The 15,701-nt window shown below is 68.4% G+C and carries 8 protein-coding genes and 1 pseudogene; 3 read left to right on the forward strand and 6 right to left on the reverse strand.

What is annotated here, in order from left to right; all coding sequences use genetic code 11:
• Window positions 1–131: 131 nt before the first annotated feature.
• From ACO6VK_RS09800 to ACO6VK_RS09815, 4 genes and pseudogenes are all read right to left on the reverse strand, one after another.
• A pseudogene (locus ACO6VK_RS09800) lies at window positions 132–491 on the reverse strand (SseB family protein); the annotation flags it as partial.
• Between the two features lie 52 nt (window positions 492–543).
• A complete protein-coding gene (locus ACO6VK_RS09805) occupies window positions 544–2,265 on the reverse strand; it encodes an alpha-amylase family glycosyl hydrolase (protein WP_422506679.1) in 1,722 nt (573 codons plus the stop codon).
• The gene (locus ACO6VK_RS09810; protein ID WP_422506680.1) at window positions 2,265–3,752 is read right to left on the reverse strand and encodes an MFS transporter; all 1,488 of its coding nucleotides are present in this window, start codon (window positions 3,750–3,752) and stop codon (window positions 2,265–2,267) included. The genes ACO6VK_RS09805 and ACO6VK_RS09810 overlap by 1 nt, the downstream gene beginning before the upstream one ends.
• The gene (locus ACO6VK_RS09815) at window positions 3,749–5,977 is read right to left on the reverse strand and encodes a Six-hairpin glycosidase-like protein (protein ID WP_422506681.1); all 2,229 of its coding nucleotides are present in this window, start codon (window positions 5,975–5,977) and stop codon (window positions 3,749–3,751) included. Before ACO6VK_RS09815 ends, ACO6VK_RS09810 begins: the two co-directional genes overlap by 4 nt.
• Window positions 5,978–6,226: 249 nt before the next feature.
• Between ACO6VK_RS09815 and ACO6VK_RS09820 the strand changes: the two genes are divergently transcribed.
• Window positions 6,227–8,293 (forward strand): glycoside hydrolase family 97 protein, encoded by a 2,067-nt coding sequence (locus ACO6VK_RS09820; RefSeq protein ID WP_422506682.1) that lies wholly within the window; start codon window positions 6,227–6,229, stop codon window positions 8,291–8,293.
• A 245-nt stretch (window positions 8,294–8,538) separates the two neighbouring features.
• Complete coding sequence (locus ACO6VK_RS09825; RefSeq protein WP_422506683.1) at window positions 8,539–11,298, forward strand: TonB-dependent receptor; 2,760 nt, start codon at window positions 8,539–8,541, stop codon at window positions 11,296–11,298.
• A 456-nt stretch (window positions 11,299–11,754) separates the two neighbouring features.
• Here ACO6VK_RS09825 and ACO6VK_RS09830 read toward each other — a convergent pair whose 3' ends face one another.
• On the reverse strand, window positions 11,755–13,368 hold the full coding sequence (locus ACO6VK_RS09830) for an alpha-glucosidase (protein WP_422506684.1): 1,614 nt from the start codon (window positions 13,366–13,368) through the stop codon (window positions 11,755–11,757).
• Window positions 13,369–13,560: 192 nt separating this feature from the next.
• Here ACO6VK_RS09830 and ACO6VK_RS09835 point away from each other — a divergent pair, with 192 nt between their 5' ends.
• Window positions 13,561–14,559: a polyprenyl synthetase family protein gene (locus ACO6VK_RS09835; RefSeq protein ID WP_411850211.1), complete on the forward strand. Its 999-nt coding sequence runs from the start codon at window positions 13,561–13,563 to the stop codon at window positions 14,557–14,559.
• Between the two features lie 218 nt (window positions 14,560–14,777).
• On the opposite strand, the gene ACO6VK_RS09840 is transcribed toward ACO6VK_RS09835, so the two are convergent.
• Window positions 14,778–15,572, reverse strand: a complete 795-nt coding sequence (locus tag ACO6VK_RS09840) for a dienelactone hydrolase family protein (RefSeq protein WP_422506685.1) — start codon at window positions 15,570–15,572, stop codon at window positions 14,778–14,780.
• Window positions 15,573–15,701: the final 129 nt, after the last annotated feature.

Consider the following 15,701-nt stretch of genomic DNA (forward strand, 5'->3'; position numbering starts at 1 on the left):
CGCGAACGGAACGAACGGCAGCCGACCAACGGTCGGCTCTACCGGCGGGCCACGCACGCCGCGAACGGAACGAACGGCAGCCGACCAACGGTCGGCTCTACCGGTGGGTCAGCCGACATCCCGTAGTGCCGGTCACCGATGCCCTGCGGCGACAGTTCGAAGCCCAGCGGGGTGCCCGGGTTGACGACTACGCCGTAGCCGCCGGGCACGCGGCGCAGTACCTCGATCATCAGCATGCGGATCGTGTGCGGTGCCTGCTGGCTGTGGAACCCTACGCGCGACAGGTCGGTGAACACCGCCACGTGCAGGACGCCCTGCTTGTCGAACAGCAGCGGGTCGAAGCCGCTGCCGTCGGGGGTGACCAGGCTGCCGGTCTGCAGCACCACCTCGGCGGCCACGAAGGCCTTCATGAACAGCCCGATCGGGAGCTGCCCGTCCATCGCGGACTTGAGCAGGGTTTCGATCGGCGTCTGTGGAGGAAGGTCGGTCATGGCGGGGCGGGCGGTGCGGGGGCGCCCATTGTACCTGCGGGCGCCGCGCGGCTTACCGGGCCAGCCGGCGGGTTCTGGCCTGCTGGTCGTCGACCGCCCGCTGCAGCTCGGTCTGCAGTGCCTTCTGGGCGACCGGCGCATCGAGCACGAACACCCTCACGCCATGCGCGGGCACCTCGACCTTCAGCGCCCCACCCACCTCGACGCTCTCCTCGCCCAGCGCGTCGCGCCAGGTGCCAGGCTGCAGGTAGCGGCGGACCTCGATGCTGCGCGCGGCATCGCCCTTGTTGAGCAGCACCAGCGCGGTCTGGGTGACATCGCCATGCTGCAGCACGCGGTAGAACACCGCTTCGTCGCCCTGCAGGCGCTCGTTGACCTGCAGGCCACGCTGCAGCGCCGGGGTCGCCTGGCGCAGGCGGGCGATGCGCTGCAGTGGCGCGAAGATCGGGCTCTGCGGCGCGGCGTCCACCCGTGCCTGGCCGAAGTACGCGCGGTTGCCGGCGTGCTCGGCGCGGCTGCGCATGAAGCCGGTTTCCGAGCCGTAGTACAGCACCGGGATGCCGCGCGCGGTGAACAGCCAGTTGTGCGCGTCGATGAAGCCGTTGTCGGTGGCATCCAGCCGCGCCATGTCGTGGTTGTCGTAGAAGCTCATCAGCGCGTACGGATTCGCATACGGGCCGCCGAGCAGATGCAGCGGCTCGGCCAATGCCTGGAAGCCCTTCTGCTCCTTGCCGAACACCGACGACAGCGCCCCGCGCAGCGGGAAGTCCAGCACGCTGACGTTGGCGTTGGCAGGCCAGGTGTGCTCGGCGATCTTGCCGGCGTCGTAGTCGAAGGCCTCGCCGAACATGAACATGCCCGGGTGTTCGGCGCGGATGCGGTTGACGAACTCATGCCACCACGGGTGCGGCAGCCAGCCGATGGTGTCGATGCGCAGCGCGTCCACGCCTTGCGCGGCCCACTGCAGGTAGGCGCCCACCAGGTAGTCCATCACGGCCGGGTTGTGCTGGTTGAAGTCGCCCAGTTCGGCCAGGTTGCCGTCGAAGATCGAGCCATCCTTGCTGTCGACCGGGCCGATGCTGTTGTAGAACGCGTGCAGCGGGTTGTGCGCCGGATCGAGCTGCTGCGGCGGCAGATTCTGGTGGTCGGCGATCAGTCTGCCGTCCTTGTCGAAAATCTGGCCGAACTGCGGCTGCTTCACCGGCATGGTCCAGGCAGGCGAACCGTGGTTGCCGACGATGTCCAGCACCACCTTCAGCTCGGCAGCGTGCAGGCCGCGGGTGAGCCCGGCGAAGTCCAGGTCCGGGCTGGGCAGATGCTCGTCGAGCCTGTAGAAGTTGACGCCCCAGTAGCCGTGGTAGCCGGTCTTGCCACGATCGGTAAGCGTGCTGGTGCAGCTGATCGGCTTGCTGCCGGTGAAGGCTTCGTCCGGGTTGTCGACGATGGGGGTGATCCACACCGCGCCGAAGCCCAGGTTGCGGATGTAGGCCGCGTTGTCGAGCACGCCCTTGAAGTCGCCGCCCAGGTAGCCGATGTTGCCGTCGACCTTGTCCGGGCACGGCACGGGAATGTCGAAGGTGCGGTGCGCGCCGCCCTGGTCGCGGTGGTCGTTGGACGGGTCGCCGTTGACGAAACGGTCGGTGACCACGAAGTACACCGCATCGCTGGCAAACGGCTCCAGCGTGCCCACGTAGTCCGGGCGGTTGCCCGCCCATGCGGGGCTGCTCAGCAGCGCCAGCGACAGGCCCAGCGACAAGGGGGAATACGCACGCATCAGACAGCCTCCTGGTGGGCCGGCACCCGCAGCACGCACAGCCCGGCAATGAACAGACTCACCCCGCCCAGCACCAGCACGTGCATCGGCTCACCGCCGAGCCAGACGCGCAGGGTGAAACCGAGCGCGGCGGCCGCGACCAGCTGGGGAATGACGATGAAGAAATTGAACAGGCCCATGTAGATGCCCATCTTGGCGGCCGGCACGCTGTCGGACAGCAGTGCATACGGCAGCGACAGGATCGAGGCCCAGGCGAAGCCGACGCCGACCATCGACAGCAGCAGCCAGCGCGGATCGTCGATCAGCATCAGCGAGATCAGCCCCAGCCCGCCCAGCCACAGGTTGACCAGGTGGCTCCAGCGCAGGCCCATCCAGCGCACCATCAGCGGAATCAACAGTGCGGCCAGTGCCGCAAAGCCGTTGTAGGCGCCGAACAGCACGCCCACCCAGTTGGCGCCTTCGTTGTAGGCGGCCGTGCGTGCATCACTGGACCCGAAGTGGGTGCCGGCCACGGCGGCGGTGGTGTAGATCCACATGGCGAACAGCGCGAACCACGAGAAGAACTGCACCCACGCCAGCCGACGCATGGTGCGCGGCATGCTGCGCAGGTCGTCGACGATGACGGCCAGCATGTGGGGCCCGGGCACCACCCGGGCCACGCCCAGCAGCAGGCCGTAGGCCACGCACAACCCGGCCAGCACGTAGAGCATCTTGTCGCCGTCGCGCCATGCGATGGCCGCAGCCAGTGCCACGCCGAGCGCGAGCCACGCGCCGATCTGGCCCGCCGCCGGTGGGCCGGTCAGCGGCGCGCTCTGCTGCGCGGCCGGCGGCTCCGCATCGGTGAACCCGGCCAGTTCCTGCGGCGAGTACTCGCGGGTGCTGAACACCGTCCACGCGATGGACGCCAGCAGCACCGCTGCGCCGAAGTAGAACGCATAGCGTACCGTCGGCGGGACCTCGCCGGCGGCCGCCGTGTTGGCCACGCCGAAGTGCGCCAGGATGAACGGCAGGAAGCTGGCGATGATGGCGCCAACACCGATGAAGAAGCTCTGCATCGCATAGCCGGTGGGACGCTGCCGCGGCGAGAGTTTGTCGCCGACGAAGGCGCGGAACGGCTCCATCGAGATGTTGATGGACGCGTCCAGCACCCACAACGTGCCGGCCGCGATCCACAACGTGGGCGAGTTGGGCATCACCAGTAGCGCCAGCGTGGTGAACACCGCGCCGATCATGAAGTACGGGCGGCGGCGGCCCCAGCGCGTCCAGGTGCGGTCGGACAGATAGCCGATGATCGGCTGCACCAGCAGGCCGGTCAGCGGCGCGGCGATCCACAGCCCGGGCACGGCATCCATCGGCGCGCCCAGCGTTTCGAAGATGCGGCTGGCATTGGCATTCTGCAGCGCGAAGCCGAACTGGATGCCGAGGAAGCCGAAGCACATGTTCCAGATCTGCCAGAACGACAGCGTTGGCTTGGCGGTGCGGCTCATCGCGCGACCTCCGCGTCGCCGGCAATCGGCGCGATCATCAGTGCGCTGACCGTGGCCGCGTTGAGCACGCCATCGCGCCCGCCCTTGCCGCCGTTGTACTGGGCGAAGTGTTCCAGCGCGCTCATGTTGAAGCCCGGCGCCAGGCTGAAGCGGCACCGTCCCTTGGGCAGGTCGAACTCGGCTGCGGTGGAATCCTGCGGTCCGACGCTGTGCGGCATCGTCAGCGTGGCGCGCTGCTCCGGCTGCCCGGCGCACTGCACCTGCAGCTGCTTCACCGCCGCGGTGACGCCGGTGTTGATCGGGCCGTTGGGGTTGTCGTAGCGCAGACGCACCCGCACGCGGGTCGGCGTGGGGGCGGTCCAGGTCCACGCGGTCGCACCGGCCAGGCGCTGCTGCGGACCCACGCAGGTGGTCGGGCTGTGCAGCGATTCCAGCGCACCGTCGCGGCGGGTGAGGCTGAGGCAGTGCTGGCGGCCGTCGTCGGTGAAGGTATGCGGGGTGGTGGCCACGGGCATGCCGTCCTGCCAGAGCTGGTGGTTGGCGGGGACCACGACGGTCCACGTCTTGCCGCGCTTCTGCGGGCGCGGGGCGGCGGGCGTGGCCGGGGCGAAGGCGTTGGGGTTTGCCTGGTCCGGGCGGAACGCGGACGCACGGGGGGTGTCACCACCGGGTGCCGCTGCCGTCGTCGAGGGAGCGAGCGGTTCGAGCTGTACGGTCACGGTGTTGCCCTTGCGTACGATCTTCTTCGCGACCAGCAACGCGCCGTCCAGCGTGCGCGGGCGCTTGAGGATGTAGCGGGTGGTGCCGTCGTCCAGTTCGATGCTGCTGCGCGTGCCGAACAACTGCGGTACCAGCGCAACGGGCAGCTTGGGCGCCACCGTGCCATCGGCCTCCACGCCGAACACGCCTTCCAGCACCATCGACAGGTAGCCGGCCACCGACCACAACTGGCGGGGCGAGTTGACCACCGGGCCACTCAGCGCGCCCTCGTCCACATGCACGGCCAGGCGCCGCATCTCGTAGTTTTCCATGTTCGACCCGGCCAGCGCGCTGCCGCGCATCAGCGACTCGATCTCCAGCCGGATGCGCGCGGCATCGTCGACGCGGCGTGCGGCGCGCAGCGAATAGGCGCTGACGAACGGCCACACGGCGCGGTTGTGGTAAATCGGCTGCTGCGCTTCCTGCGGCCAGACCACCGGGCTGCCGCCCTCCACCGCCGGGTAGCTGGCCAGCGCGCGGCGCGCACGGTCGGCCGGAAACACATCGGCCAGCACGCCCAGCGAAATGCCCAGCAGGTCGTACTTGGCGTAGGGCACCGGGTGCGCGGCCTCACCGATGTAGCTCATGTACATGCCGGCGTCTTCGCGCCAGAAGCGTGCGTCGATCTGCCGCGCCAGTGCGTCGGCCCAGCCGGCGTAGGCAACGGCGCGTTCGTCGCCCACCTCGCGCGCCATTTTCTCGGCCAGGCGCAGCGCCTGGTAGTGCAGCACGTTGGTGGACAACGCGAAGGAATCGCCGATGAAACGGACGTCCTCACGGGTCCAGTCCGGGTAGGTCTGTTCGCGCCAGTCCAGGAACGAGGTCTCGCCGCGATACAGCCCGACGCGCGCATCGAACACCATCGCGCGGTCCTGCGCCAGCGTGGCCTGCAGCGCCTCCCAGGTCTGGCTGGCGAACGGGGTGCTGTCGAGCAGGCCGCGCGCAGCCAGGAACCACACCACCCGGTCGCTGCTGATCGGCCAGCTGCCGCCGGAGCCGGTGTCCTGGGCCACGAACAGGCCCGGGGTATGTCCGTCGCGGGCAGCGGAGAGTTTGAACTGCAGCGACTGCCGGGTACGGACCGGGTCCAGCCGCGACAGCGCCAGATCGGCGGCGAAGCTCACATCGCGCGTCCATACATAGGGCCAGCGCTCACCGGTCTGGAAGCAGGCGCAGGGCACCGGGTTGCCCTGGTTGAAGGCAGGGTCGCGGATCGCCTCGACGCGGTCGGCCGCAAGCTCCTGCTGCGCCAGCGCGAGCAGCGCATCGAACATCACGCTGCCGGTCTGGCTGCGCATCGGCTGGGCACCGATGGCCACCGCAGCCTGCCCGCTGGACAGGCGGAATCCGCCATCGGCAGTCGCATCGGCACGCGCCGTGCGGCCATCGAAGGTCAGGTCGGCCGCCGCAGCGGTCGACATCATCGCCGCCCCGAGGGCAGCGGTCAGGCAGATCATCTTCAGCATCGAAGCGGCGGACCGGCTTGCGCCCGTCGGCCTCCCTCCCTCTTTGCACGCGTTGTGGTTCCCTCGCGCCGGCTGCCCGGCACGGGGGTCGCGGCCCCCTCCCAGGGTGCCTGTCCTCATGGTAGACGGCACGCCACGGTGCGCGACTGCCTGCATACGTATTCATGCCGATGCAGCGCACGGACGGGCCGGGACATGGGAATCGCGTGGCTATAGTCCAGCCTGGTTCCGGCCACCTTGGGAGGGGAAATGCCGACGAAACTGCATTCACCGCGCGGCATCAACGCGCACCTGTACCGGCTGGGTACGGCGCTGTCGCTGCTGGTGGCCACGGCGGCGGCCTGGGCCGCGCCGGTCACCGTGGCCAGTGTGGAATCGCCCGGCAAGGTGCTGCGCGTGTCGCTGCAGCTCGACGGCGGCATGCCGACCTACCGGGTCGAGCGCCTCGGCGAGACGGTGGTGGCCGAGTCCCGGCTCGGTTTCCAGCTGCGCGACGGACGGCTGGACCGCGACCTGTCCCTGCTCGGGCAGAGCACGCGCAGTGCCGACGGGCAATGGGAACAACCGTGGGGCGAGCGCCGCATCGTGCGCGACCACTACAACGAAGTGACCGTGCAGTTGGGCGAGCGCAGCGGCGCCCGGCGGCGCATCGACCTGGTGTTCCGCGTCTACGACGACGGTCTTGGCTTCCGCTACCGCTTCCCGGAGCAGGCGGGCATGCGCGAGGCGATCATCGACGAGGAACTGACCGAGTTCGTCATCGCCCCCGAATCCACCGCATGGTGGATCCCGGCCGGTGAGCCGATCCACTATGAGTACCTGTACCAGCGCACGCCGCTGGACCAGGTGCCGATGGTGCATACGCCGTTCACGCTGCGCAGCCGCGATGGCCTGCACGTGGCGATCCACGAGGCAGCGCTGGTGGACTACGCCGGCATGTGGCTGCGCCGCACCGATGGCCAGCGCCTGCGCGCGCAGCTTTCGCCGTCGGCCGAAGGATGGAAGGTGCGCCGCACCCTGCCCTTCGACACGCCGTGGCGCACCCTGCAGATCAGCGACCGTGCCGGCGGGCTGGTCGAGTCCGACCTGATCCTCAACCTCAACGAACCCAATGCGCTGGGCGATGTGAGCTGGGTGACGCCGTCCAAGTACCTGGGCGTGTGGTGGTCGATGCACCTGGACCACGAAAGCTGGGCCACCGGGCCGAAGCACGCGGCCACCACCGCCAAGACCCGGCGGGTGATCGACTTCGCCGCCGCGCACGGGTTCCGCGGCGTGCTGGTGGAAGGCTGGAATCCCGGCTGGGACGGCAACTGGGTGGGCAACGGCTACGACTTCGATTTCACCCGGCCCACCGCCGATTTCGACATCGAGGCGCTGGCCGCCTATGGCGCGAAGAAAGGGGTGCGTCTGATCGGCCACCACGAGACCGGCTGCGCGATCGAACACTATGAAGACCAGCTCGGTGCCGCGCTGGACCTGTATGCGCGGCTCGGCGTGGATGCGTTCAAGAGTGGCTACGTCTGCGATGACGGCCAGGTGGACCGGCGCAATCCCGCCGGCGGCCCGCTCTGGCGCGAGTGGCACGACGGCCAGTTCATGGCCCGCCACCACCTGAAGGTGGTGCAGGAAGCCGCAAAGCGGCACATCGCGGTCAACCCGCACGAGCCGATCAAGGACACCGGCCTGCGCCGCACCTACCCCAACTGGGTCTCCCGCGAGGGCGCGCGTGGCATGGAGTACAACGCCTGGGGCCAGCCACCGAATCCGCCCGAACACGAGGTCAACCTGGTGTTCACCCGCATGCTGTCCGGACCGATGGACTACACCCCGGGCATCCTGAGCCTGAAGGGGCGTGGCGGCCAGGCCATCCCCAGCACGCTGGCACGGCAGCTGGCGCTGTACGTGGCGATCTACAGCCCGATCCAGATGGCGGCCGATCTACCCGAACACTATGAACAGCATCGCGAGGCGTTCCGCTTCATCGAGGATGTGGCAGTGGACTGGGACGACAGCCGCGTGCTGAACGGCGAGGTCGGCGACTACGTCACCCTGGTGCGCAAGGACCGCCACAGCCGCGACTGGTACCTGGGCAGCATCACCGACGAGCACGGCCGCGTGCTGCCGGTGTCACTGGGGTTCCTGGACCCGGGCGTGCGCTACCGCGCCGAGATCTACCGCGATGGCGACGGTGCCGACTACCGCAGCAACCCGTTCGCGTTCAAGCGCGAAACGCGTGAGGTGACCAGCGCCGATATGTTGAACATCGTTCTGGCGCCGGGCGGCGGCCAGGCCATTCGTTTCACGCCGCTGTAAACGGCGACCGCCGCACCGTGCATCACCTCTGACAGGACGTGCCGGCCGCTGGCCGGCGCTCCCCCTCATGACGCATCTGTAACCGCTTACAGCCGCTGAAAGTCCATTGAATACGTATGCAGGGTGATTCCCGCAGCAGACGCCCTGCCTACCATAGCCACGCAGTCAACGGCCACCGCGCCGCGACGCTCCCGGGTCCTCCGGGCAAACACAAATCGATTGGCAACATTGCCTGGGAGGGGAAAATGTTGAACCGCAAGCGCAGCGCGCTGAGTCTCGCGCTGGCCGTCGCCCTGACGCCGTTGATGGCGTCGGCGCAGACCGCCGAACCGGACACCACCACACCGAAGACCGCGACCTCGGCCACCAACCTGGACACCGTGCAGGTCACTGGCATCCGCCGCGGCATCGAGAACGCGATCGCGATCAAGCAGGACGCCACCTCGGTGGTCGAAGCGATCTCGGCCGAAGACATCGGCAAGCTGCCCGACGTGAGCATCGCCGAATCGCTGGGGCGCCTGCCCGGCCTGGCCGCCCAGCGTGTGGCCGGCCGCGCCCAGGTGATCAGCGTGCGCGGCCTGTCGCCGGACTTCGCCACCACCCTGCTCAACGGGCGTGAAGTGGTCAGCACCGGCGACAACCGCAGCGTCGAGTTCGACCAGTACCCCTCGGAACTGGTCAATGGCGTGGTGGTCTACAAGACCCCCGATGCGGCGCTGGTCGGCCAGGGTCTGTCGGGCACGATCGACATGCAGACCGTGCGCCCGCTGAGCTTCGCCGACCGCGTGATCGCCATCAGCGGCCGCTACCAGAAGAGCTCGCTCGGCAAGGCCGCGAACGTGGATGCCTTCGGCAACCGCTTCAGCGCCAGCTACATCGACCAGTTCATGGACAACACCCTGGGCGTGTCGATCGGCTACGCGCACAGCGACAACCCGATCCAGGAAAACCAGGTCGGCCTGTACGAGCCGTGGACCACCGAGCACACCGACAACGGCAACCGTCCGGGCCTGGCGCCGGGCACGGCGTTCTCCGACGGCATCAAGGCGCTGCGCCGTACCGGCAACAACAAGCGCGACGGCTACATGGCCACCGTGCAGTTCCGTCCGTCCAACACGTGGACCAGTACGCTCGACGCCTTCCATACCGAAGCCGAGCAGATCGACACCGCCAACCAGTTCGAGCTCAACCTCAGCAACTACAACGGTGGCTACACCCCGGGCCTGCTGATCACCAATCCACAGGTGAACGCCGATGGCACCTTCACCGGCGGCACCGCCACCGGCGTGTACCCGCTGGTGCGCGGCATGTACAACCAGCGCAAGGACAAGATCGACGCGTTCGGCTGGAACAACGAGCTGAACTTCGACGGCGTCAAGGTTGTCGCCGACGTGAACTACTCCAAGGCCACCCGCGACGAGCTGAACCTGGAAAACAACCTGCAGCTCACCCCGATGCCGCAGCTGGATTCGGTGGGTGTGGTGGTGAACCCGAACGGCTTCTCGCAGATCCGCCCGGGCCTGGACTACTCCAACCCCGACGCGCTGTTCCTGACCAACACCATCTACGGCTCCGGCTACGGCAAGGTGCCGCAGGTGGAAGACCGGCTGAAGGGCGCGCGCCTGCAGGCCACCTTCGCCATGCCCGAGGCGCTGGACTGGTTCTCCGACCTGGACGTCGGCGTGAACTACGCCGACCGCCGCAAGGAGAAGACCCAGGCCGAAGGCAACATCCTGCTCGGTGCGCAGGGCGATGCGAACATCGAACGCGACCTGCAGTACGCGCCGGTCAACCTGGGCTTCGCCGGGCTGGGCTATATCCCCGCCTGGAACGTGCCGGGCGCCGTCTCGGGCTACATGACCTTCAACCCGGTCACCAACCTGGACTACCTGATTCCCAAGTCGTGGGTGGTACAGGAAAAGACCACCACGGCGTGGCTGCGCGCCAACCTCAACACCGACATCGGCGAGGTGGGCGTGCGCGGCAACATCGGCGTGCAGATGATCCGCACCGACCAGAGCTCGCAGTCGAACTACTTCGACCGCTCGCGCCCGGCCGGCCAGGAAGTGCTGCCGATCGACTCGGGCAAGACCTATACCGACTGGCTGCCGAGCCTGAACCTGGTCTTCATGTTCCCGCACCAGCAGACCCTGCGCTTCGCCGCTGCCAAGCAGGTTGCGCGCCCGCGCGTGGACCAGATGCGCGCCGGCCTGGAATTCGGCGTGGATACCGCCACCGGCAAGCCCGGCGGCAGCGGCGGCAACCCGCTGCTGGACCCGTGGCGCGCCAACGCGATCGACCTGTCGTACGAAAAGTACTTCGGCGAGAAGGCGTACGTGGCGGCCGCGGTGTTCTTCAAGGATCTGAAGAGCTACGTCTACACCCAGTCGGTGGATGACTACGACTTCAGCGACCTGCTGGCCAGCTACGTGATTCCGCCGGGCATGACCGCCCCGCTGCTGACCACCGGCACCTTCTCGGCGCCGCAGAATGGCCAGGGCGGCAAACTGAAGGGTCTGGAGCTGACTGCTTCGTTCCCGCTGGAGATGCTGTCCGACAGTCTGCGCGGCTTCGGCGTGCAGGCCGCGGCGACCTTCAACGACAGCGACATCAAGATCGTCGACCCGGAAAGCGCGTCCAGCGTCGGCAGCGACCCGATCAGCCTGCCGGGCCTGTCCGAGCGCGTGTACAACTTCACTGCGTATTTCGAGCGCAATGGCTTCGAGGCCCGCATCAGCCAGCGGCGTCGTTCGGACTTCATCGGTGAGATCGGCAACTTCAACGGCAACCGCACCCTGCGTTACGTGGTGGGCGAGAACGTGACCGACGCGCAGGTCAGCTACACCTTTGCCGACAGCAGCAGCCTGCACGGGCTGACCCTGCTGCTGCAGGGAAGCAACCTGACCAACGAGCCGTACCGCACCTATGCCGGCACCAAGGACAAGCCGCTGGAGTACATCGAGTGGGGCCGTACCTATATGCTGGGTGTGAACTACAGGTTCTGATCCCGGCACAACCACGATGACGACAACCCGCTGCTTTGGCAGCGGGTTTTTTGTTTTCGGCGGACGCGGAATTTCGGTGGCGGCACCTGTGTAGAGCCGAGCTCTGCTCGGCTATCGCGCGCAGCGCGGGATTTTGGATTCCGGCGCGAACGGCAGCCGGGCAGAGCCCGGCTCTACGGGGCGCGCGGCGCGGGATTTTCGATGCCGGCACGGACGGCAGCCGGGCAGAGCCCGGCTCTACGGGGCGCGGCGCGGGATTTCGATGCCGGCGCGGACGGCAGCCGGGCAGAGCCCGGCTCTACGGGGGCGCGGCGTGGGACATTCGAGGCCGGCACGGACGGCAGCCGGGCAGAGCCCGGCTCTACGGGCGCTCAGCGCGGGACTTTCGATGCCTGCCGGGCAAAAAAAAGGGCGAGGCACGTGGCCCCGCCCTCTCAATACCACCGGAAAAACGTGTCAGTCCCTGCGCGCGCAATACATCGACTGCGCCGGCAAGGTCAGCTCGCCCGCCGCTGCGGTGCCCACGTCCGGGCCCGGCACGTGCAGCGGCTGCCACTGGCCCGCCGGCAATGCGACGCGCACCGTGTCGGCGGACAGGTTGAACGCCAGCACCAGCGTCTCGCCCGCATGGCGGCGCTCGAACATCAGCACCGGCTCGGCGGTGTCCAGGAACGCGATGTCACCCACCAGCAGGGTCGGCATGGTCCGCCGCCACGCCAGGAACTGGCGGAAGGCGTTGAGCACCGAGTGCGGATCGTGGGTCTGCACGGCAACGGCCGCCGCCTGATGCTCGGCCGGGATCGGCAGCCACGGCTCGCCGGTGGTGAAGCCGGCCAGCGGCGCATCGATCCACGGCATCGGCGTGCGGCAGCCATCGCGGCCCTTGAAGTTCGGCCAGAAGGTGATGCCGTAGGGGTCCTGCAGCTTCTCGAACGGCACGTCCGCTTCGCCCAGGCCCAACTCCTCACCCTGATACAGGCAGATCGACCCGCGCAGCGAGCACAGCAGCGCCACCAGCAGGCGTGCCAGCCGCGGCTGCGCCGGGTGCCCGCCCCAACGGGTCACCGCGCGTTCCACATCGTGGTTGGAGATTGCCCAGCACGGCCAACCCTCGGTCATGGTCGCTTCCAGCCGCGACACGGTGTCGCGGATGTAGCCGGCGCTGAAATCCTTCACCAGCAGCTCGAAGCTGTAGCCCATGTGCAGGCGGCCGGGCGCGGTGTACTCGGCGGTGGTGGCCAGCGAATCCTCGGCGGAAATCTCGCCCAGGCTCACCGTGCCCGGGTACTCGTCGAGCAGGCCGCGCAGGCGCTCGATGAAGACCAGGTTCTCCGGCTGGGTGTTGTTGTAGTAGTGGTACTGGTACGCGTACGGGTTGTCGGCACTGAAGCCCCGCCCCACCCGCTTCTCCAGCGGCTTGGCCGGGTTGTCGCGCAGCTGCGCGTCATGGAAGCAGAAGTTGATCGAGTCCAGGCGGAACCCGTCCACGCCGCGGTCCAGCCAGAACCGCACGTAGTCCAGCGTGGCCTGCTGCACGGCCGGATTGTGGAAATCCAGGTCCGGCTGGTCGGCCAGGAAGTTGTGCAGGAAGTACTGCTCGCGGCGCGGCTCCCACTGCCAGGCCACGCCCCCGAAGATCGACATCCAGTTGTTGGGCGGCGTGCCGTCCTCGCGCGGGTCGGCCCACACGTACCAGTCCGCCTTGGGATTGGTGCGGTCCTGGCGGCTCTCGCGGAACCACGCGTGATCGATCGAGGTGTGGCTGAACACCTGGTCGATCATCACCTTCAGGCCCAGCGCATGCGCCTTGGCCAGCAGGCGGTCGAAGTCGGCCAGGGTGCCGAACAGCGGGTCCACATCGCGGTGGTCGGCGATGTCGTAGCCGAAGTCGGCCATCGGCGAGGTGAAGAACGGGGAGATCCAGATCGCGTCCACGCCCAGCGCGGCCACGTAGTCCAACCGGTCGATGATGCCGGGCAGGTCGCCCACCCCGTCGCCGTTGGCATCGAGGAAGCTGCGCGGGTAGATCTGATAGATGACGGCGCCGCGCCACCAGGGAATCTGCAACATGTAAGGGCCCCCTCCGGGCTTCCAGGGCACCCGATCCGGGGGCCAGAACATACCCGCCAAGCTTAGCGGCGGCCCTGCCGGGATGGCGCTGCATGCATACGTATTCACGCCTGCGGCCGCCCCGGGCGGTCTTCGCGGGCGGAAGACGGCCGCAACGCCTATAATTCGCTGTACGCCTGAAAGTCAGACCGCATGACCATCACCGAAGACACCCGCCCCGCGCTGGGCCTGCCCCAGATCCAGTCGCTTGCCGCGCCCGACATGGCCGCCGTCGATGCCCTGATTCGCCGCCGACTGTCTTCGGATGTCGTCCTGATCAACCAGATCGCCGACCACATCATCTCCGCCGGTGGCAAGCGGCTGCGCCCGATGCTGGTCATGCTGGCCGGCCACGCGGTCGGCCAGGCCGGCCCGGAGCACCACCAGCTGGCCGCGATCATCGAGTTCATCCACACCTCGACCCTGCTGCACGACGACGTGGTGGACGAGTCCAGCCTGCGCCGTGGCCGCAGCACCGCCAATGCCCTGTGGGGCAATGCGCCGAGCGTGCTGGTGGGCGATTTCCTGTACTCGCGCAGCTTCCAGCTGATGGTGGAACTGGACCGCATGCCGGTCATGCGGATCCTGGCCGACACCACCAACCGCATCGCCGAGGGTGAGGTCCTGCAGCTGCTGCACGTCCACAATCCGGACACCGACGAGGCCGCCTACCTGCGCGTGATCGAGCGCAAGACCGCGGTGCTGTTTGCCGCCGGCACCCGCCTGGGCGCGCTGGCCAGCGGCGTGGACGAGGCCACCCAGCAGGCGCTGTACGACTACGGCATGCACCTGGGGTACGCCTTCCAGATCGCCGACGATGTGCTGGACTACTCGGCCAATGCCGATGAGCTGGGCAAGAACCTGGGCGACGACCTCGCCGAGGGCAAGGCCACCCTGCCGCTGATCCACGCGATGGCGCATTCCGATGCGACCACCCGCGAGCGCCTGCGCGAGATCGTGCAGAACGGCGATGCCGAGGCGATGCCGGAGGTGCTCGCCGCCATCCACGCCACCGGCGGGCTGGAATACAGCCGCCGCCGTGCCGAGGAATACGCCGACGCCGCCGAGCGTGCGCTCGACGGCCTGGCCGACAACGACGCCGTCGCCGCCCTGCGCGGCCTGGCCCGCTACGCGGTACAGCGCTCGCATTGAGGCGTAGTGCCGGCCGCTGGCCGGCTGCACCGCGCATCGGCCTGGCCCGCTACGCGGCACAGCGCTCGCATTGAGGCGTAGTGCCGGCCGCTGGCCGGCTGCACCGCGCATCGGCCTGGCCCGCTACGCGGCACAGCGCTCGCATGGATGCGTAGTGCCGGCCGCTGGCCGGCTGCACCGCGCATCGCGCGGTGCGTCCGTCACCTGCCCCGGCGCCGTCAGCGGCGCTCGAAACGCTCCTCGAAAAACTCGTCCAGCGCCTTCCAGGCGCGTTTGGCAGCGCGCGGGTTGTACAGGCAGCCCGGCGGACTGTTGGCGTCGGACTCGGCGAAGCAATGCACCGCGCCGCTGTAGTTGGTGAACTCCCAGTCGACCTTGGCCGCGTTCATTTCCTGCTCGAAGCTGGCGATGTCGTCCTTGCTGACGCCCTTGTCGTCAGCCCCGTTGAGCACCAGCACCGAGGGATGCGTGCCACCGGCCTTGGCCGGCAACGGCGACCCCAACCCGCCGTGCAGGCTGACCACGCCGGCCAGCGGGGCGCCTGCACGCGCCATCTCCAACACCGTGGTGCCGCCGAAGCAGAAGCCGACCGCGCCGATCCGGGCGGCGTCCAGCGGCACCTTGCCTGCCTGCGCCTTGAGCACCTCGATCGCCTTCAGCGCGCGTGCGCGCAGCACCGGCCGGTCGTTGCGGAGTTTCGTCGCGACCGGGCCGGCCTCGGCGTCGGTCTTCGGGCGCACGCCCTTGCCGTACACGTCGGCGACCAGCACCACGTAATCGTCGCCGGCCAGCTGCTTGGCCTTGGCGATCGCCGAGTCGTTGACGCCCTTCCAGTTGGGCACCATCACCAGGCCAGGGCGCGTGTCGGACTCGCTGTCGTCGTAGACCAGCACGCCGCTGAAGGTGGTGCCGTCCAGGGTCCACTCCACCGGCTGGGTCTTCATCGCCGCCAGTGCCGGCAGCGCCGCCATGCCCAACAGCATCGCCGCACCCCACTGCCATCGCCTGTTCATGCGCCTGCTCCTCGGAAGAGAATCCCGACTATACGGCGCGAAGGCGCAAGGTCACGTAGAGCCGGGCTCTGCCCGGCTTTCGCGCGAAGCGCGGGGGTTGCGGTGCCGGATCGGAGAGCAGCCGGGCAG

It is taken from the genome of Stenotrophomonas sp. GZD-301 (genome assembly GCF_049310345.1).
Taxonomy (GTDB): domain Bacteria; phylum Pseudomonadota; class Gammaproteobacteria; order Xanthomonadales; family Xanthomonadaceae; genus Stenotrophomonas.

Coding starts and splice junctions, on each gene's coding strand:
- ACO6VK_RS09805 (WP_422506679.1), bottom strand. CDS start 2,265: ATGCGTGCGTATTCCCCCTTGTCGCTGGGCCTGTCGCTGGCGCTGCTG.
- ACO6VK_RS09810 (WP_422506680.1), bottom strand. CDS start 3,752: ATGAGCCGCACCGCCAAGCCAACGCTGTCGTTCTGGCAGATCTGGAAC.
- ACO6VK_RS09815 (WP_422506681.1), bottom strand. CDS start 5,977: ATGCTGAAGATGATCTGCCTGACCGCTGCCCTCGGGGCGGCGATGATG.
- ACO6VK_RS09820 (WP_422506682.1), top strand. CDS start 6,227: ATGCCGACGAAACTGCATTCACCGCGCGGCATCAACGCGCACCTGTAC.
- ACO6VK_RS09825 (WP_422506683.1), top strand. CDS start 8,539: ATGTTGAACCGCAAGCGCAGCGCGCTGAGTCTCGCGCTGGCCGTCGCC.
- ACO6VK_RS09830 (WP_422506684.1), bottom strand. CDS start 13,368: ATGTTGCAGATTCCCTGGTGGCGCGGCGCCGTCATCTATCAGATCTAC.
- ACO6VK_RS09835 (WP_411850211.1), top strand. CDS start 13,561: ATGACCATCACCGAAGACACCCGCCCCGCGCTGGGCCTGCCCCAGATC.
- ACO6VK_RS09840 (WP_422506685.1), bottom strand. CDS start 15,572: ATGAACAGGCGATGGCAGTGGGGTGCGGCGATGCTGTTGGGCATGGCG.